The organism is Burkholderia theae (genome assembly GCF_048565265.1).
Lineage (GTDB): Bacteria > Pseudomonadota > Gammaproteobacteria > Burkholderiales > Burkholderiaceae > Burkholderia > Burkholderia theae.
On the sequence record NZ_CP183461.1, the window covers coordinates 1,510,846 to 1,532,501 of the forward strand.

The following is a 21,656-nucleotide window of genomic DNA, read 5'->3' on the forward strand; positions in this document are numbered from 1 at the left end:
ACATGACAGCAAAGCAACCTGAACGGCGCGTGCGCATCGGCGCGGGCGCCGGTTACTCGGGCGACCGGATCGAGCCCGCGGTCGAACTCGCCGAACATGGCCAGCTCGACTATCTCGTCTTCGAATGCCTGGCCGAGCGCACGATCGCGATCGCGCAGCAGGCGCGGCGCAAGGACCCGGCGCTCGGCTACGATCCGCTGCTCGACGCGCGGATGCGCGCCGTGCTGCCGGTCGCCGTGCCGAAGGGCGTGCGCATCGTGTCGAACATGGGCGCGGCGAACCCGCGTGCGGCCGCGCAGCGTACCGCACGGATCGCGCAATCGCTTGGCATCGCGGGGCTGAAAATCGCGGCGGTCGAAGGCGACGACGTGCTCGACGTCGTGCTGCGCGGCGCGTTTCGTTTCGAGGAATCGGGCGACGAAGTCGCCGCGTATCGCGACCGCATCGTGTCCGCGAACGCGTACCTCGGCGCCGCGCCGATCGTCGACGCGCTCGCGGCCGGCGCGGACGTCGTGCTGACCGGGCGCGTCGCCGATCCGTCGCTGTTCGCCGCGCCGCTGATTCACGCGTTCGGCTGGCGGATGGACGATTGGGACACGCTCGGGCAGGCGACGGTCGTCGGCCATCTGCTCGAATGCGCGGGGCAGGTGACGGGCGGTTATTTCGCCGATCCCGGCTACAAGGACGTGCCGAACCTCGCGCGGCTCGGGTTCCCGATCGGCGAAGTCGCGGCCGACGGCGCGGTCGTGATCACGAAGGTGCCGCACGCGGGTGGCCGCGTGAGCGCGGCGACCTGCAAGGAACAACTGCTCTACGAGATTCACGATCCGGCGCGGTATCTGCAGCCCGACGTCGTCGCGGATTTCACGCGGGTCGCGGTCGCCGAGGAGGCGCCGGACCGCGTGCGCGTGACGGGCGGGCGCGGTAGCGTGCGGCCCGATACGCTGAAGGTGTCGGTGGCTTATGTCGACGGCTATATCGGCGAAGGCCAGATCTCGTACGGCGGCCCGGGCGCGCTCGAACGCGCGCGTCTCGCGCTCGACATCGTCCGCGAGCGGTTGGTGCTGACCGGCGTCGCCGCGACCGAATTGCGCTTCGACCTGATCGGCGTCGATTCGCTGTATGGCGACGCGACGCCGGCCGTGCGCGGTGAGCCGGCCGAGGTGCGGGTCCGGGTGGCCGGCCGCGCGGCGAGCGCCGACGAAGCGGCGCGGATCGGCAATGAAGTCGAGACGCTTTATACGAACGGGCCGGCCGGCGGCGGCGGCGCGTTCAAGTCGACGCGCGAGGTGATCGCCGTGCAGTCGGTGCTGCTGCCGCGCGCGGCCGTGACGCCGTCGTTCTCATTCGTGGAGGTTTGATGCAACTGCGTGAACTCGCGCATGCGCGCACCGGCGACAAGGGCAATACGCTGAACGTATCGGTCATCTGCCGCGATCCGCGACATTACGACCATCTGCGCGCGCATCTGGATGCGGATGCGGTGAAGGCATGGCTCGCGGGCATCGTGCGCGGTGACGTCGTGCGTTACGAATTGCCGGCGCTCGGCGCATTCAACTTCGTGATGCGCGACGCGCTCGGCGGCGGCGTGACGCGCTCGCTTGCACTCGATGCGCACGGCAAGTCGGTCAGTTCGGCGCTGCTGGCGATCGACGTGCCCGACCCGGCGTGACGGATGGCGCCGCCCCCGGGGCGAGCGCTTACGGAATCAGCAGCTCGCGAAGGCCGTTGGCGTGCTCGATGCGTTCGCCGGCGATGTGCAGGCGCTGATCCCGGCGATAGTCGTAGACCGCGCGCGATGCGGCGAGCTGGTCGAAATCGAGTTCGACCGCGTGACGCGATTCGGTGTTGCCGGCTTCGAAGATCACGTTGCCGAACGGATCGACCGCGAGGCTGCCGCCCGCGAACACGACGTCGTGCGCGCTGTCGCCGACGCGATTGGCGACCACCGCGAACACCTGGTTCTCCATCGCGCGCGCCGATGCCGACGTGCGGTGGACGTAGCGGTACGGCTCCATGTTGCCGTCGGTCACGAGGATCAGCTGCGCGCCGAGTTCGGCGAGCGCACGGCCGGTTTCCGGGAATTCGCTGTCGTAGCAGATCAGCAGGCCGATCCGCACGCCGCGCCATTCGATCGTCGCGTAACGATCGCCGGGCAGCACGACGCCATGCTCGCTGACCCACAGATGCGTCTTGCGATAGCGCAGCGCGATGCCGTCCGGCGTGACGAACACGGTCGTGTTGTAGAAGCGCCCGCCATCGTTCTCGATCAGCCCGACCACGACGGCGACGTTGCGCGCCCGCGCGGCCGCGATGACCGCGGCGATGCTCGGGCCGTCGAGCGGCTCGGCGACTTCGGCGAGATTGGACGGATCGAGGAAGCCCGTGAGCTGCGCTTCCGGAAACATCACGATGTCGGTGCCGGGCGCGCAGGTCGCGATCGCGTCGAGCGTGCGCTGCAGGTTGTAGTGCGTGTCGCCGTCGCGGCCGGCGAGCTGGACGATGTCGAGCTTCAGTTTCATGGGTGAATTCGGTGGCAGTGGCCCGTCGCGGCACGCGGCGGAGCGGTTGGAAACAGGGCCTAGTATGCGCTGATCCTTACGGATTCCCATCCCGCCGATGCGTTAACCCGTCGGGGGTATTGAACTCGCGAGAGATACCGACGGGAGCGTGACCGGATACGGAAATCAGTGGCTGCCGGAGAGTGTCGTGAAAGGGCGAGCACCGACTGAATCCGCAAGGACGCCCGGACGGCGCGCGAAACGCTTAGCCGTCGATCAGCGCCCAGTCGAACAGCTCGCTGCGCGTGCGCACGCCGAGCTTCGCGAACGCGCGCTTCACGTAGGTTTCGGCGGTCGAGTGGCGGATGTCGAGCAGGGTTGCGGCTTCCGGCACCGAGCGGCCGCTCAGCAGCAGCTTGCAGATTTCCTGCTCGCGGCGCGACAGGCGCACGTCCTGGCGCGCGATGCGCGCGTCGAAGCCGTGATGCGACGGCGCGTGGCCGGCCGCCGGCGCGATGCGGCGCGCGGCGCACGAGCGCGCATGCATTTCGAGCAGCGGGAACAGCAGGTCGGCCATCTGCCGCAGGTGGAACAGCTCGTCGCGGCTGAATGCGGCCTGGCCGGCCGAGCGCGTGACCGACAGCGCATACTGGACGTTCGCATTGCCGTGCACGAGCATGCATTCCTGCGTGACGCGCTGTTCGTCGAAGAAGCGCCGGCGGAAATCGCCGTCGGGCAGGCCGCCGACGTGCCGCTGCAGCAGCAGCGTGCCGGTCGTGCCGCGCACCGGCTGGATGAGCGGATCGGTTTGCCAGAAATCCAGATAGTACGCATCCATCAGCGCGCACAGCTCCTGATACCGGTCGCCCCAGCTCCCGAGCCATTCGATCAGATAACCCGACGCGGCGCCCGGGTCGGGCCGCCAGCGTTCGAGGTGGATCGCGTCGGTGACGAGGCTCTCGTTGACGAAGCGGGCGACGGCGTTGGCGAATCCGGCAGTGCCGGCCGCCCGGATCGCATTGCCGAGCGTCTGCGGCCGCACGCCGATGACAGGGCCGCCGTGGCCGGGTGAAGCGGGTGGAGAGAGGTGCATCGCGGGGTGCCCGGGAGGCTGAACGATACGCGGACCTTACGCGAGCGGCGCGCGGACGTCAGCCGGGGATTGCCCGCGTCTGCGCCCCGCATCACGCATCGGTCTGCGCCTTCAGGAACAGCGAAAACAGCTCCGACTGCGAATTGATCGCGAGCTTCGCGTAGATGTTGCGCCGGTGCACCTTGACCGTTTCCGCCGAAATCGCCGGCTTGATCGCGACTTCCTTGTTCGAGCGGCCGCTCAGGATCAGCCGGATCACGTCGAGCTCGCGCGCGGTGAGCGGCGTGCCGAGCCGCGCCATCGCGTGCTCGAAGCCGTCCTGCGCACCGGCACCGGCCCGGCGCGGCGGCGCGGGTTCGGCGGGCGTGCGCTCGTACGCGAGGCGCTGGCGCATCAGTCCGGCCACCCAGGGGCGCACCAGGTCGAGCAAGGCCACCTGTTCGGGGCTGAAGCGTCGCTTGCTGCCGAGCGACAGGCACAGCGTGCGCGTGTCGTCGAGCACGACGTTGAACTGCACCTCGTCCTCGACGACGTTGTGCGTGAAATAGAGCGTGTAGTACTCCGTGTCGCGAAAGCACTCGGGCGCGACGTCGGACAGCCGGAACAGGCCGCTCTTCGGCGCGTCGCGGTTCGCGATGTAGAACGGGTCCAGCAGGTACAGGCCCTGCACGTAATCGCGGTACAGCGGATCGGGGCCGCCGCCTTCGTACGGGCATTCGGCGAACACCTGCGGGCGGCCGTCGCAGAACATCAGCGCGACCCAGCTGTCGACTTCGACGTATTCCTCGATCAACCGGATCAGCGACAACCAGAAGCCCGGCTGGTCGAGCGACTCGATGAGCCGTCCGACCGACCGGTGCCATGCGACGTCCTGCAACGTGAGGTTCATGCGTGTGTCCGTGTCGGGCCGGCCGATGCGTTTGCGATGCCGCGCCGTGCGTGTACGCTACGGGCTCGCGGGCACGTTTCCGCACGCGCGGCAGGGGCCGCGCGCATCACCGGATCCTGGAATGAAGAACGAGATCGTAACGCCGGCCGGCGCGAATGGCGAGGCCGTGCGGCGTCGCCGGTTCGCGGCCGTTGCCGCGCGCGTCGCGCTGGCGTGTCTGGGCGCGGTGGCCGCGCAGTCGGCCGTCGCCGCGCCGCCGGCGTCGTGCAGCGAGCAATTGACGCAACTGATCGTGCCGGCGCTGCGGCAGACCGCGATGGACCGGCGCGCAATCCGTGCCGACGTCGACGAGCGTGACGGCGACGTCTACCGCGTCCGCCTGTTCGTCACGCCCGATCATCCGGGCACGCCCAACGAGGACGCGACGATCGGCTGGGTGACGCTCGACACGCATGCGATGCGCGCGCTCGACGTCACGCGCGATCCCGACCGGCCGGACGTGCTGGCGATCAACCGGCGCGCGCTGTCGCGCTTCGTGTCGGCGTGTGCGGCGCCGGCCACGCCGGCCGCGCCCGCGCACAGCGCCGTCGATTGCGACGCGCTGAACCGCCGCGCGCAAGCGCAGGGTGATGTCGTGATGGGCAGCGACGCGGGGCGCGTCGTGACCGGCAAGGGGCGTCTGCCGTTCTTTTCCGCGCCGGACGACGCCTGCCGGATCGACGGGCTGTTCATCGTCGAGCACGACCGCGTCGATGCGCGGGCCGAATACGGCCGTTTCACGTCGGTCGTCTATCTGAATTCGCGCACGCGCGGCATTGCCGAAGGGTGGGTGCAAACCGCGCGCCTGAAGCCGGACGGCACCGGCATCGCGCCCCGGCAACCCTGATCGCGTGCACCAGTTACCACTCGCCGCACGCCGTTCCAATCCAACCGAATCGAACCCCGTCATGACTGTCCAGCACCGGAAAAAACGTCTCAAGCCGATTGCGGCTTCGCTCGCCGTACTGGGCGCACTCGCGGTGCTCACCGCGCTTTCCGCGTTGTCGCCCGTCTACGCGGCCGATTCGATCCCTGCCGACCGTCAGCTGCAGACGTTCATTCACGACAGCTACGGCAAGTGGCGCGCGGACCGCAAGGGCTGGCAGGCGGATGGGGACGATGTCATCTATTCGACGTGCGGCTCGCTGCGCGTCACGACCGCCGACGGCCCGCGGTACCTGCTCGCGATGTGCGGCGAGACCGAAGCAGCCGTGCAGAACGGGATGCCCGGCATGGATTCGGATGGCACGGCCGGCACGATCGATTTGTACGTGCTGAAGCCGGCGCCGGACGGCAAGTCGCTCGAGCCGGTCGTGAAGAAGACGGATATCGCGTCGGGCAAGCGCGGCGAACCGGGCACAGTGCGCATCGAGCGGCTCGGCCCGCATCTGTTCGGGTTCGTCATCGGCGACGGGATCACGCTGCAGGGCTACACGCAGGCGAGCCGGTCGATCTGGCTGCCGCTCGGCAACGGGATCGTCGAAGCGGCGCCGCGCATCAACGAGACGCTCGACAATGCGGGATCGCTCGATTGCGGGAACGCGAAGTCGCATTGCGAAAGCCGCACGTTCACGATCGTGCCCGACACGACAGGCACCGGCGATGTTTATCCGCTGACGGTCACGGAAACGGGCACGCGCGGCGACAAGGACCTCCACGCGCGCTACACGGTGAAGTTCGACGCGGCGCGCGGCCGCTACATCGTGCCGAAAGCACTGCGCGAAGGGTATTGAGCGCCAGCGCGCGGGAACGGGCGGCGTTGCGCCGCCCGCGCATCACACGTACAGGTAGCGCACGAGGTGGAAGAACACGGGCGCGGCGAAGCAGATCGAATCGACGCGATCGAGCATGCCGCCGTGGCCCGCGATCATCGAGCCCCAGTCCTTCGTGCCGAGCGAGCGCTTGACGGCCGACAGCACGAGCCCGCCGACGAAGCCCGCGATCACGATCGCGAGCGAGATCCCGAACGCCGCGCCGAAGCTGAACGGCGTCACCCGATACAGCGATGCGCCGCACAGCGTCGCGAGCAGGCCGCCGCCGATGAAGCCTTCGATCGTCTTCGACGGCGACAGCTGCGGCGCGATCTTGCGGCGCCCGAACAGCTTGCCGACGACGTACTGCAGCACGTCGCTGATCTGCACGACCACGAGGAAGAAGAACAGCAGCAGCGCGTTCTGCCCGGTGTAGTGCGGAATGTCGAGGATCAGCACGGCCGGCGCGTGGCTCAGCCCGTACACGCACACCATCAGCGCCCAGTTGATTTTCGCGTTGCGGCTCAGGAATTCGCGCGTGTCCTGCGTGAGCGCGGACACGAGCGACATCGCGAAGAACAGGTGCACGGGCACGAAGATCGAATACATCCCGTACCAGTTGATCCCGAGCAGCAGGTACTGCACGGGGATCGCGACGAAGAACGCGATGAAGAGCGTCGTATGGTCGCTCGCGGTCGTCGGTGTGAGCGTGATGAATTCGCGCAGCGTCAGGTACGACAGCAGCGCGAACACGAAATACGTGACGTTGTTGCCGAGGCCGATCGCGATGGCCATGATCGCGATCATCGCCCACCACGCGCGGATGCGCTGGTTCAGGTTGACGATGGTCGAGCTCGTGCCGCCGCTGCGCGCGCCGAGGATCGCACCGATCACGGTGGCGACGACGAGCACGCCCGTGACGCCCGCGACCAGTTCCCAGAAGAGAGTTCGCATGGAGATATCCGGAAAAGGAAAGGAGGGCGCCGCGTTCAGCCGGCCGGTCGCTGCGGCGGCGCGAGCGCGACGACCGCGTCGTGCATGCGGGCGAGGAACGTCGGTTTTTCTTCCTGGTCGCCGAGCGCTTCGTTCGCGCCGAAGTGCACCTTGCAGATCAGCGGCACGGGCCAGATCGCGCCCTTCGGCATGATGCGCTGCAGGTTCTCGAGGTAGACGGGCGCGAGCGCGACGTTCGGGAACTCGGTCGCCAGATGGAACAGCCCGCTCTTGAACGGCTGCGGCAGCACGTCGGCGCCGCGCGTGCCTTCCGGGAAGATGATGATCGAGTGGCCTTGCCGCAGCGCGTCGCGCACGGGTTCGAGCGGGTCGCCGCCGGATTCGCGGTGGCGGTCGATCAGCACGACGTTCAGCAGCTTCTGCGCGATGTGGCGCTTCATGTCGCTGCTGTCCCAGTAGTCGCGCGCGGCGACCGGCCGCACGACCGCGCGCACGTTGCGCGGCAGCGCGGCGAGGATCGCGAGCGTGTCGATGTGGCTCGTGTGGTTCGAGAAGTAGATCTTCTGCGTCGGTGACGGCGGCGCCTGATGCCAGACCGGATACGCGCCGGCGACGAGCCGCACGATGGACAGCAGGAAGTCGCGCTGCCAGACGTTGAGAATGTTCATCGGCGCTGCGCCTCCTGCCTGCATGCCCGGCCGCATGTGCGGCGGGTGGGGCCCCGGAATGCCGGCGCGGCAGGATGCGCGCCGGACGGCCCTTGTTTAAATTTTTTCAAATTCGTGGCTGCCTGTCGCAGGTCCGCGATAATCGGACGGTTCGCCGTCACACGCTGTTGCGTCGCGGCGAATGCGCCGGTCCGCGGCGGGATAATCGGCTGTTGCACGAGTGCCCGTTTGCAGTTCGAATGGATCTCGCTGCGATCGGGCCAGCGGATTATCGCGAGTTTCCGTAAAAAACGCCAGATTGGCGCCGCGGGTGCATGCTTGACGCATCGGGGCCACTCGGCGACGATGAGGGCCTTCCATTGAAGGCCGACGAAGGCCGTTTCGCCGCCTGGGGCTGGGTGGCGGGAAACGTGTCCGACTGTTCCGCGCGAATAATACGAATACGAAACGATGAGCCTCTACGCACTCAAACCCAAATTCCAGGACCGTCTGCGCCCGTTCGCGAATTCGCTCGCCGAACGCGGCGTCACCGCCAACCAGGTCACGCTGTTCGCGGCCGGCGGCTCGATCGTCGTCGGTGCGCTCGCCGGGCTCGGCGTGTTCGCCCGCGCGCTGTTCCTGCTGATTCCACTGTGGCTGTTCGCGCGGATGGCGCTCAATGCGATCGACGGGATGCTCGCGCGCGAGCACGGGCAGAAGAGCACGCTCGGCGCGTACCTGAACGAGCTGGGCGACATCGTGTCCGACGTCGCGCTCGTGCTGCCGTTCCTCGCGATTTCCGCGTTCGCTCCGGCGGACGTCTGGCTGTTCGCGCTGACGGCGGTGATCGTCGAATGCGCGGGGCTGATCGGGCCGCTCGTCGGCGCGAGCCGTCGTTACGACGGCCCGTTCGGCAAGAGCGACCGCGCGCTGGCCCTCGGCGCGTTCGCGCTGTGGATCGGCTTCGGTTTGCCGGTCGGCAGCGTCGCCGCGTGGCTGTGGCGCCTGCTGATCGTGCTGTCGATCGTCACGGTAGTGCGGCGCGTGCAGGCCGGCATCGCCGAAAAGGGCGGTTGAGGTACGAGGCGCCGGAGGGCGGCGCCACATGATTCGAATAACGAAACGAGAGAGATCGCATGAGCGCACGCACGGCCCGTGAGGCCGACTTCATCACGCACGACGGCGAAACGCTGTTCTATCGTCACTGGCCCGCCACCGGCCCGCGCTGCCGCGGCGCCATCGTGCTGCTGCATCGCGGCCACGAGCATTCGGGGCGCGTCGCACACCTCGTCGACGAGCTCGACCTGCCCGATTTCGCGTTTTTTGCGTGGGATGCGCGCGGCCACGGCCGCTCGCCCGGCGCGCGCGGCTACAGCCCGAGCGCGGCCGCGTCGGTGCGCGACCTGCAGACCTTCGTCGAGCATATCCGCGACACGCACGGCATCGCGATCGAGGACATGGCCGTGGTCGCCCAGAGCGTCGGCGCGGTGCTCGCGGCCACCTGGGCGCACGACTACGCGCCGCCGATCCGCTGCCTCGTCGTCGCGTCGCCGGCCTTCCACATCAAGCTCTACGTGCCGTTCGCGCGACCTGGCCTGCGGTTGATGCACAAGCTGCGCGGGCTGTTCTATGTGAACAGCTACGTGAAGCCGAAATTCCTCACGCACGACCCCGAGCGGATCGCGAGCTACGCGTCCGATCCGCTGATCACGCGGCCGATCGCGGTCAACATGCTGCTCGACCTGCACGACACCGCGAAGCGGATCGTCGCCGACGCGGCCGCGATCACCGTGCCGACGCAACTGCTGATCTCGGGCGCCGACTGGGTCGTGCATCGCGGCCCGCAGGACCGCTTCTTCGAACGGCTCGGCGCGGCGCGCAAGGAGCGCATCGTGCTGCCGGGCTTCTATCACGACACGCTCGGCGAGCGCGATCGCGCGCAGGCGCTCGCACCGCTGCGCACCTTCGTGCTGCGCGAGTTCGATGCGCCGAGCCCGCGCGTGTCGCTCGCCGACGCCGACCGGCGCGGCGCGTTCCACGACGAATACGCGGCGCTCGGCCGGCCGCCCGCGAACGTGTTCGCGCGCGCTTACTGGGCGCTCACGCGGGCCGGCCTGAAGGCCGGCGGCGCGCTGTCGGACGGCATCGCGCTCGGGCTGCGGCTCGGCTTCGATTCGGGCTCGACGCTCGACTACGTGTATCGCAACCGCGCGCAGGGCCGGCTCGGCGTCGGCGCGCTGATCGACCGCACGTATCTCGATTCGCCGGGCTGGATCGGCATCCGCCAGCGCAAGGTGCATCTGCAGGAACTGATCGGCACGGCGATCGGCCGCCTGCGCGGCCATGGCACGCCGGTGCGGATCGTCGATATCGCGGCCGGACACGGGCGCTATGTGCTCGACGCGATCGCGACGGCCGCCGAGCGCGACGGCGCGGCGCCCGATGACATCACGCTGCGCGACTACAGCCCGCCGAACGTCGAGGCCGGGCGCGTGCTGATCGCGCAGCGCGGCCTGGAGCCGATCGCGCGCTTCGAGCGCGGCGATGCGTTCGACGAAGCGTCGCTCGCGACGCTCGAGCCGCGTCCGACGCTGGCGATCGTGTCGGGCCTGTACGAACTGTTCGGCGAGAACGCGCTGATCGAGCGCTCGCTGCGCGGGCTCGCACAGGCCGTGCCGCCCGGCGGTTATCTCGTCTATACGGGGCAGCCGTGGCATCCGCAGCTCGAATTCATCGCGCGTGCGCTGAACAATCACCGCGGCGAGGCGACCTGGGTGATGCGCCGCCGTTCGCAGGCCGAGATGGACGAACTCGTCGCGCGCGCGGGCTTCCGCAAGCTCGACCAGCGGATCGACGAAATGGGCATCTTCACGGTCAGTCTCGCGCAGCGGGTCGACGCGTCATGAGCGAGTTCGGCGGCGACGCGCGCGGCCTGGCGGCGCAGGCGTCGGCGGCCGGTGCGCGCGACGCGTCGTTCGCGTTGCGCTTCGGCTGGCTCGCGGTGATGGGCGCCGTGTTCTTCTCGACGTACGGCTTCGCGAACTGGCTCGCCGCGCGCCGCGCAGTGGTGCCGACGTTCGCATTCGGCTGGGAGCATGCGATCCCGTTCGTGCCGTGGTCGATCGTGCCGTACTGGTCGATCGACCTGCTGTACGCGTTGTCGTTCTTCTTCTGGACGCGCCGCGCCGATCTGCTCGATCACGTGAAGCGGCTGCTGACCGTGCAACTGGTATCGGTTGTGTGCTTCATCGCGTGGCCGCTGCGCTTCGGCTTCGAGCGGCCCGACGCGGGCGGCGTGGCCGGCGCGCTGTTCACGCTGCTGATGGGTTTCGACAAGCCGTTCAACCAGGCGCCGTCGCTGCACATCGGGCTGCTCGTCGTGCTGTGGGCCGTCTATGCGAAGCATCTGCGCGGCACGGCCGCGCGCGTCGTGCTGCATCTGTGGTTCGCGGCGATCGGCGTGTCGGTGCTGACGACCTACCAGCATCACGCGATCGACGTGCCGACCGGCGCGGCCGTCGGTTGTCTCGCGCTGTTCCTGTTTCCGTTGCGCGATGCCGCGGGCCGGTTGCCGGGCGCCGATGCGTCGCCGGGCGCGGCCGGCCGCGCGCTCGCGCGTCGTTATGCGCTCGGCGCGGCGCTGGTCGCGCTCGTGGCGCTGTGGTGCGTGCCGCGCGCGCCGGGCTGGGCGTTGGTGGCGGGGTGGGTCGCGCTGGCGCTCGCGTGCGTCGCGTGGATCTACCGGCGTGGTGCGCCGGGCGCCTTCCAGAAGGATGCGCACGGGCGTTTCCCGGTCGTCATCCGCTGGCTGCTCGCGCCGACGATCGCCGGCGCATTCGTCAATTCGCGGCTGTGGACGTTCCGGCAGCCGGCACCCGTGCGGATCGACGAGCGCGTGTCGATCGGCCGCACGCCGACGACGCGCGACGTGCGGCGCCACGGCTTCACGGCGCTGGTCGACCTGACCGCCGAGATGCCGCGCTGGGCAGCATCCGATGCGTCGTTTGCATACGCGGCCGTGCCGCAGCTCGATCTTGTCGCGCCGACGGCGGCGCAGCTCGCGCAGGCTGTCGCGGCGCTCGAACGCCTGCACGGGGAAGGGCGCGACGTGCTGGTCTGCTGCGCGCTCGGCTACGGGCGCAGCGTGCTGTGCGCGGCCGCGTGGCTCGCGGCACGGCGCGGGCTGGGCGATGCGCGCGACGCGCTTGCCGCCGTACGCGCGGTGCGGCCGCATGCGGTGTGGTCGGACGACGGCGTGGCCGTGCTGCAGCACTGGATCGATCGCCGTCGCGGCGCGGGACGCGGGTGATGCGCGATCCGTCCACGCCATTCAGGATTGCCGCCGCGCGCGGCGCGCTCGATGCGGGCGCGTGGGCGATCGCGGCCGCGCTGGCCGCGGCGGGCGCGGGCTGGTGGATCGCGGTGGGCTGGGCGCCGGCGTCGATCGCCCGCGTACTGCTGGCCGTCGTCAGCACGGGGTCGGGGATCGCCGCGCTGTGGTACGCGGTGCGCATCGAGATCGACCGCCGGTTGTTCGCCGCGCTCGCGCGGGCAGCCTCCGGCGATGCGTCGGTCGACGACGAACTCGCGGCGCTCGACCGCGCGCTCGCCGATCTCGGCTGGATCGATGCAGGGAAGGCCGGGCGCGCGCTCGACGCGCGCGTGCGCGGCGCGGTCGGGCTGTGCCGGGCCGGCGTGCTCGTCGCGATCGTGCAGTGGCTCGTGGTCGGGCTCGCGATCGCGATGCCGCAGGTCGGCTAGCGCGGCTTCACGCGATGATCGGGCGCGCCTGTTCGGCTGCGCCCGCAGCGGACCGGCTTCGGGCCGGCGTTACGCAGGCGTCCTGTGTTGCGATCGCGACCGCTTCGCTTCGTACATCGCCTGATCCGCATGCTCGATCAGCGCGTTCATGTCGGTGCCGTCGTCGGGCAGCATCGCGATCCCGACGCTGACGCCGAGCCGCAGCGGCTGTCCCTCGAATTCGAACGGTTCGCCGACCTGCCGCGCGAGCCGCGTGCTTTGCGCATGCGCGTCGTCGCGGTTGCCGATGTTCGGCAGGAGCACCGCGAATTCGTCGCCGCCGACGCGCGCGACCGTATCCGAGCGCCGCACCGCACCCTGCATCCGCGCGGCGATCTCGCGTAGCGCGGCGTCGCCCGCGCGGTGGCCGAAACCGTCGTTGATCGGCTTCAGCCCGTCCATGTCGATGTTGAGAATGCCGAGCCGGCCGTTCGCGCGCAATGCCGTATGCATCGACTGACGCAGGCGGTCGTAGAACAGCGCACGGTTCGGCAGGCCCGTGAGCGCGTCGTGCGTCGCGCGCAGGTACAGCTCGTTCGCCTCGTTGCGCGCCGCGTGGAACATCGCGGCGGCGATCAGCTCGGCCGTCAGCCGCAGCGTGCCGGCATCGGCTTGCGAGAAGCCGTCGACGTCCGGCGACATCACCTTCAGCACGCCGACCGTCGTGTCCGCATGCGTGAGCGGCATCACGAGCATCGAGCGCAGGCCGACCCGGCGGCACGCATCGCGATCGACGCGCGGGTCGATTTCCGAATCGGTGCAGTGCAGCAACTCGCCTTCCTGCACGCACAGGCCCGACAGGCTGCCCGAGCGGCGCAGCCGCAGCCCGAGCATCCCGGCCGCGGTGCCCGACGCGGCGCGGTACACCATGTCGTCGCCTTCGGCGAATTCGACCGCGGCGGCGCTTGCGCCGGTCAGCAGCGGCACTTGTTCGGCCACATAGGCCATCACGCTGCCGAGGTCGAGGCCGAGCTTCGCGATTTCGGTCTGCACCGCGATGATGCGCAGCAGCGTGTCGGCGGACGGGGTGGCGGTGTTGGCGATTTGATCCAAGTCAGTTTTCTCGCGAAGAAAGATCATCGGGCGGCGCGGGAGTGCGGTAGCATACGCGCCGCCCCGCGGCAGCGCCTTGCGGGCGGTCTGCAACGGACCGCCGCCGGCATGCCGGCCCGGCCGGCCGCGCCGGCAGTATGCCGTTCGGTCTCACCGGCAGCAATGGCGAAAATTTTGCCATTCACTCCTCTTGCGCAGCATTTCCGACCGGCCTGAGGTTTTTTTCGCTTCACCGTCGCGAATCGGGGTAAGTTTTGTCCTATTTTTGAGATAGTGTGACGAATACGCGTGTGCCGGTGCCAGGCGCGCGCAACACGACGCAGAGACCGCTAAAGAATCGGCCGCGTTGTTTCGATATATGAATCAGGCCAGTTAGATATGAGGGGAAGCAGTGGGATTGTGCACTCACGGGCATGGCTGCTTGATGCGCGCAGATTTCGACGCGAATGAAGACCGGACAACCCTGACGACGCGGAGCCGCGCATGAAGCCGGCCGCGTCGCTGTTCGTCCTGTCGGTCGCCGCGCTCGGCGCTTTCCACACGGCCGCGCTGTCGGCCGCTCCGATACGGGCGGTGCCGGCTGCCGCTGCGGTCGGCGCTTCGGCACCCGCCGCCGTTGCCGCCGACGCGGCACCGCTCACGGCTGCGCCGACGGCGGGCAGTGCGTCGTCCGCCGGGCTGCCGGCGACGACCGTACACCTGCCGTTCGCGTCGCTCGGCGCATTCGACCCGCTGCGCCTGCGCGGTGCCGACGACGCGCGCACGATCAACGCGGGCGTGCGGCTCGACCGCGTGGTCACGGGCGCGCGGCTGCGCCTGACCTATGCGTATTCGCCGTCGCTCGTGTTCCCGATGTCGCACCTGAAGGTGTCGGTGAACGGCGAGGTCATCGCGACCGTCCCGTTCGACGCCGCGCGCGCGGGCCGCACGGTCACGCAAGAGATCCCGATCGATCCGCGCTACTTCTCGGATTTCAACCAGATCGGCCTGCGCCTGATCGCGCACTACACGCTCGACCATTGCGAGGATCCGTCGAACTCGGCGCTGTGGGCCGACGTGAGCCCGACGAGCGAACTGATCCTCGACGAATCGCCGGTCCGCCTGCCGAACGATCTCGCGCTGCTGCCCGCACCGTTCTTCGACCGGCGCGACAACGGCCGCGTGCGGCTGCCGTTCGTGCTGCCGGCGTCGCCCGATTCGGCGACGCTGCGCAGCGCGGGCGTGCTCGCGTCGTGGTTCGGTGCGCTGGCTGACTACCGGCATACGCGCTTCCCGGTGTCGTCCGCGTTGCCGGCCGACGACCAGGCAGTGGTGATCGGCACGGCCGCGACGCTGCCGGCCGGCCTCGCGCTGCCGTCGGTCAACGGCCCGCTGCTCGCGGTCGCCGACAACCCGGCCGCGCCCGGGCGCAAGCTGCTCGTCGTCACGGGCCGCACGGCGGCTGAAGTGGACGACGCGGTGTCGACGCTCGTGCTCGGCCGCGCGGCGTTGTCGGGGCCGTCGGCGACGGTCGCGCACGTCGATCTCGGCGCGCCGCGCAAGCCGTACGACGCGCCGCGCTGGCTGCCGGTGAACCGGCCGATCACGTTCCGCGAGCTCGTGTCCGATCCGCGCGAGCTGGAAGCGCGCGGCACGACACCCGACGCGATCCGCCTGAACCTGCGCGTGCCGGCCGATCTCCATTCGTGGAACGGCGCGGGCGTACCGATCACGCTGCGTTACCGCTATACGGCGCCGACCGTGCAGGACAACTCGACGCTCGCCGTCGAAATCAACGACCAGCTCGTGAAGTCGTACCGGCTCGGGCCGGCCCATGCCGAGGACGCGCGCGGCCGCATGCAACTGCCGCTGCTGTCGGTACCGGAAGGGCGCGTGACGAGCGACGTCGATATCCCGGCGTTTCGCGTCGGCAGCGGCAACCAGCTGCAGTTCCGCTTCACGCTCGACTCGCAGAAGACGGGCCTGTGCTCGAGCACGGCCTCCGAGCCGCAGCGCGCGGCGATCGATCCCGATTCGACGATCGACTTCTCGCACTTCGTCCATTACGCGCAATTGCCGAACCTCGCGTATTTCGCGAACAGCGGCTTTCCGTTCACGCGCTTCGCCGACCTGTCGCAGACGGCCGTCGTGATACCCGACCGGCCGTCGCCGCAGGAACTCGAGGCCTACCTGACGATGCTCGGCCACATGGGCGAGTGGACCGGTTTTCCGGCCCTGCGCGTGCAGGTCGCGCGGCCCGGCGACGTTGCCGCGCTGTCGGGCAGCAAGGATCTGCTCGTGATCGACGGCTCGCCTGCGTCGCCGCTGCTCGCGCACTGGCGCTCGGCGCTGCCGCTCGCGATCGGCGAGCAGGACGGTGCGGGCGCGACGCGTGTCGCGTTTACGGTGAAGGAGCGCTGGCGCAACGGCGTTGGCCTGGCCGACGGCGGCGCGCATATCGAACAGACGGGCCCGCTCGCGGCGCTCGCCGGTTTCGAGCTGCCGGGCAGCCATGGCCGCAGCGTCGTCGCGCTGACGGCGACCGACCAGCCGCGCCTTGGCGACTTGCTGAACGTGTTCGAGAACGCCGGCCTCGTGTCGCAACTGCAGGGCGATCTCGCGCTGGTGCGGCCGGGGCAGGTCGACAGCCTGCGCGTCGGCGAGCCTTACGTGGTCGGCTTCGTGCCGTGGTATGCGCGCGTGTGGACGCATGCGGCGCGGCATCCCGTCGTGCTCGGCGCGGTTGGCGTCGTTGCGGGGCTGCTGCTCGCGCTCGGCGTGTTCAGCGTGCTGCAGAGAATCGCCGCGCGTCGACGGGGGATGTAACGGATGGCGCGGGTTATGGCGAAGCGACGGGCAACGCAGCCGGCGCGACGCGTCGGCGCGGCGTTCGCGCTGACGGTCGCGATGGCATGCGCGGCGGCCGGCATGGCCGCTCGCGCGCAGGCCGCGGGGGCCGACGCGGCCGCTGCGGGATGCAGCGCGGCGTGGCCGCGCTGGGACGCGTTCAAGCGCGATTTCATCTCGGCCGACGGCCGCGTGATCGACGTCGGCTCGGCCGATTCACGCACGGTGTCGGAGGGGCAGGCGTATGGACTTTTCTTCGCGCTGGTCGCGAACGACCGGCGCATGTTCGACACGATCCTCGCATGGACCGAGAACAACCTCGCGCAGGGCGACCTGAGCGCGCACCTGCCGGCGTGGCTGTGGGGCCGTGCGCCCGACGGCGCGTGGCGCGTGCTCGACGCGAACGCCGCGTCCGACGCCGACCTGTGGATCGCATACGCGCTCGTCGAGGCCGGGCGGCTGTGGCACGAGCGCAGCTATACCGCGCGCGGCACGCTGCTCGCGAAGCGTGTGCTCGACGAGGAAACGGCCACCGTGCCGGGCCTCGGCGTCACGCTGCTGCCGGGGCCGACGGGGTTCAAGCTGGCCAATGGCCAGTGGCGCGTGAATCCGAGCTATTCGCCGCCGCAGGTGATCCGCGCGCTCGGCGCGCGCCTGCCCGACGACCGGCGCTGGGCCGCGCTGGCTTCCAGCACCGGGCGCGTGCTGCTCGACACGGCGCCGAAGGGTTTTTCGCCCGACTGGGCGCTGTATCGCGCGGGCACCGGCTTCGGGCCCGATCCGGAGACGCACGCGGAGAGCGCGTACAACGCGATCCGCGTGTACCTGTGGGCGGGCATGCTCGACCGCGCCGATCCGCTTGCCGCGCCGTTGCTCGCGCGTTTCGCGCCGTTTGCGGACGCCATCGCCGCGCGTGGCGCGCCGCCGGAGAAGGTCGATACGACGACGGGCGTCGCGGGGCCGAACGACGGCAACGCGGGGTTCTCGGCGGCGGCCGTGCCGTTTCTCGATGCGCGCGGCCAGCGCGCGCTCGCGGATGCGCAGGCGGCCCGCGTCGAGTCGCTCGCGCGCCAGTCGGCGCCCGGCTACTACACGAGCGTGCTGACGCTGTTCGGGCTCGGCTGGCGCGACGGGCGCTACCGGTTCGGCGCGGACGGCACACTCGACGCCCGCTGGGGAGGCCGTTCGTGCGCCGCCCGCTGAAGCGTGCCGCGCCGCATGTCGCGGGGTTCGCGTGGCTCGCGTCGTCGGTGTGCGCGGCGGCGCCGGGCGCCGCATCCGACACGCCGGCGCCGAAAACCGCCGCGCCGGCGACGTCCGTTTCCGCCGACGCGCAGCGCCAGCTCGACACCGCGCGGATGTGGGGTGTCAAGCATCGCGACGACCTCGCGCGCGATGCGCTGCGCAAGGGGCTGCTGATCGCGCCGGGCGACACCGAACTGCTGGCCGAGCAGGTGCGCGTGCTGCTGCGGCTCGGCGACGCGAAAGGCGCGCAGGCCGCGCTCGCGCGCCTGCAGGCGCAGTCGCCCGATGGGCCCGCCACGCGGCGGGTGGCCGACGAATATCGCGTCGCGACGAGCGGGCGCGGCGAGATGGCGCAGATCCGCCTGCTCGCGCGCAGCGGCCGCACCGACGAGGCGGCCCGGCGGATCGTCGCGCTGTTTCCGAACGGCGCGCCGTCGGGCGCGCTCGGCGCCGAGTATTACGAAATCCTCGCGAATGCGCCGGGGACACACGACTCGGCGCTCGCCGCGCTGCGCCGCAGGATCGCGGCCGATCCGCAGGACACCAGCGCGGCCATGGCGCTCGCGCGGCTGCTGAACCAGCATGCCGCCACGCGCGCGGAGGCGAACCGGATCGCATGGTCGCTCGCGAAGCGGGACGACGCCGATCATACGGAGGCGATGTCGCTGTGGCGGCGCGTACTGCAGGCGGCCGGCAGCGATCCCGCGTATCTCGATGCGCTGCAGGCGTATCTCGCGCTCGTGCCGGACGATACCGAATTCCGCGGCCGGGTTGCCGAACTGGACAGCCGGCGCGATGCGCAGCGCCGGCTCGAACGCGATCCCGGCTACATCGCGCAGCAGCGCGGCCTGCAGGCGCTCGCGCGCGGCGACCTGGCGGGCGCCGATCCGCTGCTCGCTCGCGCCGCGCGTGCGCGGGCCGACGATGCGGACGCGGTCGGCGGGCTTGGCCTGTTGCGTCTGCGCGAAGGCCGGCACGACGAAGCGCGTGCGTTGTTCGCGCGGGCCGCGACGCTCGCGACCGACCAGCGCGACAAATGGCAGAGCCTGGCGCGCACCGCGCAGTTCTGGGGGCTGCTTGCGCAAGGCCGCGCGGCCGCCGCTGCAGGACGCCCGAAAGACGCCGAGCGCGCGGCGCGTGCCGCGCTCGCGATGCAGCCGAACAGCCCGGACGCGAAGCTGCAGCTCGCCGATGCGCTGCTCGCGCAGCGCGACTGGGCGCGCGCGGAGCCGTTGCTGCGCGAGTTGCTGGCCGCGCGTTCGCCGAGCCTGCCGGCCGTGCGCGGCGCGGCAATGCTGTATGAGAACACCGGCCGTGCGGACCGGATCGGCCCGCTGCTCGACGCATTGCAAGGACGCGTGACGGGCCGCGACGATCGCCGCGCGCTCGACGGCCTGCGCGCCGACCTGCTCGCGGACCAGGCGCGCGCGCTCGCCGACAAGGGCGAACGCGGGCCGGCCGCGCAACGCTACGAGGCCGCCGTGCGCGCGGCACCCGACGCGCCGTGGACGCGTTTCGCGCTCGCGCGCCTGTATCGCGACATGGGGCTGCCGCAACTCGGCCGCACGGTGATGGACGACGGGCTCGCGCAAAGCGATACGCCCGAGATGCGCTATGCGACCGCGCTGTACCGCAATTCGGTCAACGATTTCGCGGGCGCGCAGGCCGCGCTCGCACCCGTCGACGACGCACACCGTTCGGACGGGATGCGCGCGCTGGCGCGCAAGCTCGATGCCGAAAGCACGCTGGCCGACGCGCGCGGCGCGCTCGGGCGCGGCGACCGCGTGGCATTTGCCGCGTCGCTCGCGCATGCGCAGGCGAGCGCGCCGGGCGATCCCGACATGCTCGCCGCGGTCGGCGCGCAGTGGATCGACGCGGGCGAACCCGATCGCGGCCTCGCGCCGTTGCACGACTGGATCGTCGCGCATCCGCGCGAAGCCGACGCGGACGTGCGGCTGCGCTACGGCGACCTGCTCGGCAGCGCGGGGCGCGACGACGCGCTCGCCGCGTGGCTCGACGCACTGCGCCGCGAACCGTCGCTGACGCCCGCACAGACGGCGAGGCTCGAGGACCAGTCGCTGCGGCTCGTGCTGCGGCAGACGGACGATGCGATCGGGCGGCAGGACTACGCGCAGGCGCGCACGCTGCTCGATCGCGCGAGCCCGGCCGGCCGCGCGGACAAGCGCTATGCGCTCGAAGTGGCCGATCTGGAACGCGCGCAGGGGCACTATGGCGCTGCGCGAGACGCGCTTGCACCGGTCGTCGCGCGCACGCCGGACGATGCCGATACGCAGCTCGCGCTCGCGCGCATCGACGAGGACAGCGGCAACCGCGCGGCCGCGCTCGCGCGAGTGCAAGCGGTGCTCGCGCGCATGCCGGACGACGACGTCGATACGCAACTGTCGGCCGTACGCCGCCTGAATGCGCTGCGCCGCCCGGACGAAGCCGCGCAGGTGACCGACCGGCTGCACGCCGCATATCCGGCGCGCGCGGACGTGACGGTCGCGGCCGGGCGCGTGGCCGAAGCACAGGGTCGTTATGACGACGCGGCGTCGCTGTATCGCTTGTCGCTGTCGCAGGAACGCACGGCCGGCGTGAGCCCGGGCCGCGACGGCCTGACGCCCGCGCAGGCCGCGTTCGCGGATCTCGAGCAGCGCCGCAACCCCGAGATCGAGACCGGCTGGACGCCCGCGTACAAGTCGGGCGACGAAGGCATTTCGTCGTATCGCGCGCAGCAGGTGCCGATCTACCTGCAGCTGCCGATCCGCTACGACGGGCATGTGTTCGCGCAGATCGACACCGTGCACCTGGATCCCGGCACGCTCGATACCAGCGATCCGAACGCCTATTCGCTCACGACGTTCGGGACCTACGCGGCGCTCAAGGCCCAGAGCGGGCTGCCGCCGCCATTCCCGTCGAATCAGTCGGCCGCCGCGTTGATCGCGAATCCGCCGGGCTCGCTGCACCAGACGGCGACGGGCGTTGCGCTCGGCGCCGGTTATCGCACCGATGCATGGCGCTTCGATCTCGGCACGTCGCCGCTCGGCTTCCCCGTGCATTACCTCGTCGGCGGCGTGCGTTATCGCTTCGATGCAGGCCCGGCGAGCTTCAGCGTGAATGCGTCGCGGCGGCCGGAAACGAGCAGCGTGCTGTCGTATGCCGGGATGCGCGACCCGTGGACGGGCGCGGTGTGGGGCGGCGTGCGCCGCGACGGCGTGAACCTGCGCGCGTCGGTCGACGTGGGCCGCACGAACCTGTTCGCGGAACTCGGCGCGGGCGTGCTGTCCGGCCGCAACGTCGAGCGCAACGCGGAAGTCACGCTGCGCACCGGCTTCACGGTGCCCCTGTACGAGCGCGCGACGATGAAGGTCAGCACCGGGCTCGTCGGCAACGCGTGGCACTACGCGCAGAACCTGCGCTACTACACGTACGGGCAGGGCGGTTACTACAGCCCGCAGCGCTACCTGTCGCTCGGCGTGCCGATCGAATGGGCGGGGCGGCACGACGCGCTGTCGTGGGACCTGACCTTCACGGGCGGGGTCTCGAACAGCTACGAGAAGGATTCGCTGTATTACCCGACGTTCTCGGATCAGCGGGCCGCGCAGGTGGCGGCCGGGTTCGTGTACGCGGGCAGCTCGACGCGCGGCGTGTCGTTCTCGTACGGCGTGAACGGCATCGTCGAATACCGCGTGAATCCGCACCTGAGCGTCGGCGCGCAGTTGCATGTCGACCGGTCGCACGACTACGCGCCGAGTTCGGCGCTCGTGTACCTGCGTTATGCGTTCGATGCGCGCGCGCAACCCAGCTGGCTCGTCACGCCGACGCCGGTGCGGCTCTATTCGGATTACTAGGGGACCG

The 21,656-nt window shown here is 70.4% G+C and carries 17 protein-coding genes; 11 read left to right on the forward strand and 6 right to left on the reverse strand.

The annotated features are described in order from the left end of the window. Positions 1–2 precede the first annotated feature (2 nt). Positions 3–1,361 carry an acyclic terpene utilization AtuA family protein gene (locus ACN22W_RS07055; protein ID WP_419686975.1) on the forward strand — a complete coding sequence of 453 codons (1,359 nt, stop codon included), beginning with the start codon at positions 3–5 and terminating at the stop codon, positions 1,359–1,361. Beyond that, positions 1,361–1,672, forward strand: coding sequence for an AtuA-related protein (locus ACN22W_RS07060; protein WP_419686977.1), 312 nt, complete (start codon positions 1,361–1,363; stop codon positions 1,670–1,672). Before ACN22W_RS07055 ends, ACN22W_RS07060 begins: the two co-directional genes overlap by 1 nt. Before the next feature lie 28 nt (positions 1,673–1,700). On the opposite strand, the gene ACN22W_RS07065 is transcribed toward ACN22W_RS07060, so the two are convergent. The 3 genes from ACN22W_RS07065 to ACN22W_RS07075 form a co-directional block, all read right to left on the reverse strand. Beyond that, complete coding sequence (locus ACN22W_RS07065; protein ID WP_419686978.1) at positions 1,701–2,522, reverse strand: carbon-nitrogen hydrolase family protein; 822 nt, start codon at positions 2,520–2,522, stop codon at positions 1,701–1,703. A 244-nt stretch (positions 2,523–2,766) separates the two neighbouring features. Beyond that, positions 2,767–3,594 carry a response regulator transcription factor gene (locus ACN22W_RS07070; RefSeq protein WP_419686979.1) on the reverse strand — a complete coding sequence of 276 codons (828 nt, stop codon included), beginning with the start codon at positions 3,592–3,594 and terminating at the stop codon, positions 2,767–2,769. Positions 3,595–3,685: 91 nt separating this feature from the next. After that, positions 3,686–4,483 carry a response regulator transcription factor gene (locus ACN22W_RS07075; RefSeq protein WP_419686981.1) on the reverse strand — a complete coding sequence of 266 codons (798 nt, stop codon included), beginning with the start codon at positions 4,481–4,483 and terminating at the stop codon, positions 3,686–3,688. A 121-nt stretch (positions 4,484–4,604) separates the two neighbouring features. Here ACN22W_RS07075 and ACN22W_RS07080 point away from each other — a divergent pair, with 121 nt between their 5' ends. Together ACN22W_RS07080 and ACN22W_RS07085 are read left to right on the forward strand one after the other, a co-directional pair. Further along, on the forward strand, positions 4,605–5,369 hold the full coding sequence (locus tag ACN22W_RS07080) for a hypothetical protein (protein WP_419686982.1): 765 nt from the start codon (positions 4,605–4,607) through the stop codon (positions 5,367–5,369). A 61-nt stretch (positions 5,370–5,430) separates the two neighbouring features. After that, a complete protein-coding gene (locus ACN22W_RS07085; protein ID WP_419686983.1) occupies positions 5,431–6,255 on the forward strand; it encodes a topoisomerase IV in 825 nt (274 codons plus the stop codon). A 42-nt stretch (positions 6,256–6,297) separates the two neighbouring features. Here ACN22W_RS07085 and ACN22W_RS07090 read toward each other — a convergent pair whose 3' ends face one another. Then, complete coding sequence (locus ACN22W_RS07090; RefSeq protein ID WP_048244224.1) at positions 6,298–7,227, reverse strand: phosphatidate cytidylyltransferase; 930 nt, start codon at positions 7,225–7,227, stop codon at positions 6,298–6,300. Positions 7,228–7,262: 35 nt separating this feature from the next. Then, on the reverse strand, positions 7,263–7,895 hold the full coding sequence (locus tag ACN22W_RS07095) for a lysophospholipid acyltransferase family protein (RefSeq protein WP_048244222.1): 633 nt from the start codon (positions 7,893–7,895) through the stop codon (positions 7,263–7,265). Positions 7,896–8,345: 450 nt separating this feature from the next. Here ACN22W_RS07095 and ACN22W_RS07100 point away from each other — a divergent pair, with 450 nt between their 5' ends. The 4 genes from ACN22W_RS07100 to ACN22W_RS07115 are packed head-to-tail and all read left to right on the forward strand — an operon-like array spanning position 8,346 to position 12,635. Beyond that, complete coding sequence (locus tag ACN22W_RS07100; protein ID WP_048244220.1) at positions 8,346–8,951, forward strand: CDP-alcohol phosphatidyltransferase family protein; 606 nt, start codon at positions 8,346–8,348, stop codon at positions 8,949–8,951. A 59-nt stretch (positions 8,952–9,010) separates the two neighbouring features. Beyond that, positions 9,011–10,780: a bifunctional alpha/beta hydrolase/class I SAM-dependent methyltransferase gene (locus ACN22W_RS07105; protein WP_419686985.1), complete on the forward strand. Its 1,770-nt coding sequence runs from the start codon at positions 9,011–9,013 to the stop codon at positions 10,778–10,780. Next, positions 10,777–12,183, forward strand: coding sequence for a dual specificity protein phosphatase family protein (locus ACN22W_RS07110; protein WP_419686987.1), 1,407 nt, complete (start codon positions 10,777–10,779; stop codon positions 12,181–12,183). Before ACN22W_RS07105 ends, ACN22W_RS07110 begins: the two co-directional genes overlap by 4 nt. After that, entirely contained in the window at positions 12,183–12,635 is a 453-nt protein-coding gene (locus ACN22W_RS07115; RefSeq protein WP_419686988.1) for a hypothetical protein, read from the forward strand. Before ACN22W_RS07110 ends, ACN22W_RS07115 begins: the two co-directional genes overlap by 1 nt. A gap of 69 nt (positions 12,636–12,704) precedes the next feature. Here ACN22W_RS07115 and ACN22W_RS07120 read toward each other — a convergent pair whose 3' ends face one another. Then, positions 12,705–13,727, reverse strand: coding sequence for a diguanylate cyclase domain-containing protein (locus tag ACN22W_RS07120; protein ID WP_419686990.1), 1,023 nt, complete (start codon positions 13,725–13,727; stop codon positions 12,705–12,707). Between the two features lie 483 nt (positions 13,728–14,210). On the opposite strand from ACN22W_RS07120, the gene bcsB reads away from it, so the two are divergent. Genes bcsB through ACN22W_RS07135 form a run of 3 tightly spaced genes read left to right on the forward strand, consistent with a single transcriptional unit; the run spans position 14,211 to position 21,649 of the window. Further along, on the forward strand, positions 14,211–16,532 hold the full coding sequence (gene bcsB / locus ACN22W_RS07125) for a cellulose biosynthesis cyclic di-GMP-binding regulatory protein BcsB (RefSeq protein ID WP_419686992.1): 2,322 nt from the start codon (positions 14,211–14,213) through the stop codon (positions 16,530–16,532). Between the two features lie 3 nt (positions 16,533–16,535). After that, on the forward strand, positions 16,536–17,756 hold the full coding sequence (bcsZ, locus tag ACN22W_RS07130) for a cellulose synthase complex periplasmic endoglucanase BcsZ (RefSeq protein WP_412022028.1): 1,221 nt from the start codon (positions 16,536–16,538) through the stop codon (positions 17,754–17,756). Next, positions 17,741–21,649: a cellulose synthase subunit BcsC-related outer membrane protein gene (locus ACN22W_RS07135; RefSeq protein WP_419686994.1), complete on the forward strand. Its 3,909-nt coding sequence runs from the start codon at positions 17,741–17,743 to the stop codon at positions 21,647–21,649. The genes bcsZ and ACN22W_RS07135 overlap by 16 nt, the downstream gene beginning before the upstream one ends. Positions 21,650–21,656 lie beyond the last annotated feature (7 nt).

Bases quoted from the DNA above. Each gene is read 5' to 3' on its own strand.
- ACN22W_RS07060 (WP_419686977.1), top strand. From the start codon at position 1,361: ATGCAACTGCGTGAACTCGCGCATGCGCGCACCGGCGACAAGGGCAAT.
- ACN22W_RS07055 (WP_419686975.1), top strand. From the start codon at position 3: ATGACAGCAAAGCAACCTGAACGGCGCGTGCGCATCGGCGCGGGCGCC.
- ACN22W_RS07090 (WP_048244224.1), bottom strand. From the start codon at position 7,227: ATGCGAACTCTCTTCTGGGAACTGGTCGCGGGCGTCACGGGCGTGCTC.
- ACN22W_RS07105 (WP_419686985.1), top strand. From the start codon at position 9,011: ATGAGCGCACGCACGGCCCGTGAGGCCGACTTCATCACGCACGACGGC.
- ACN22W_RS07080 (WP_419686982.1), top strand. From the start codon at position 4,605: ATGAAGAACGAGATCGTAACGCCGGCCGGCGCGAATGGCGAGGCCGTG.
- ACN22W_RS07100 (WP_048244220.1), top strand. From the start codon at position 8,346: ATGAGCCTCTACGCACTCAAACCCAAATTCCAGGACCGTCTGCGCCCG.
- ACN22W_RS07075 (WP_419686981.1), bottom strand. From the start codon at position 4,483: ATGAACCTCACGTTGCAGGACGTCGCATGGCACCGGTCGGTCGGACGG.
- ACN22W_RS07110 (WP_419686987.1), top strand. From the start codon at position 10,777: ATGAGCGAGTTCGGCGGCGACGCGCGCGGCCTGGCGGCGCAGGCGTCG.
- bcsB (WP_419686992.1), top strand. From the start codon at position 14,211: ATGAAGCCGGCCGCGTCGCTGTTCGTCCTGTCGGTCGCCGCGCTCGGC.
- ACN22W_RS07065 (WP_419686978.1), bottom strand. From the start codon at position 2,522: ATGAAACTGAAGCTCGACATCGTCCAGCTCGCCGGCCGCGACGGCGAC.
- ACN22W_RS07095 (WP_048244222.1), bottom strand. From the start codon at position 7,895: ATGAACATTCTCAACGTCTGGCAGCGCGACTTCCTGCTGTCCATCGTG.
- ACN22W_RS07115 (WP_419686988.1), top strand. From the start codon at position 12,183: ATGCGCGATCCGTCCACGCCATTCAGGATTGCCGCCGCGCGCGGCGCG.
- ACN22W_RS07085 (WP_419686983.1), top strand. From the start codon at position 5,431: ATGACTGTCCAGCACCGGAAAAAACGTCTCAAGCCGATTGCGGCTTCG.
- bcsZ (WP_412022028.1), top strand. From the start codon at position 16,536: ATGGCGCGGGTTATGGCGAAGCGACGGGCAACGCAGCCGGCGCGACGC.
- ACN22W_RS07070 (WP_419686979.1), bottom strand. From the start codon at position 3,594: ATGCACCTCTCTCCACCCGCTTCACCCGGCCACGGCGGCCCTGTCATC.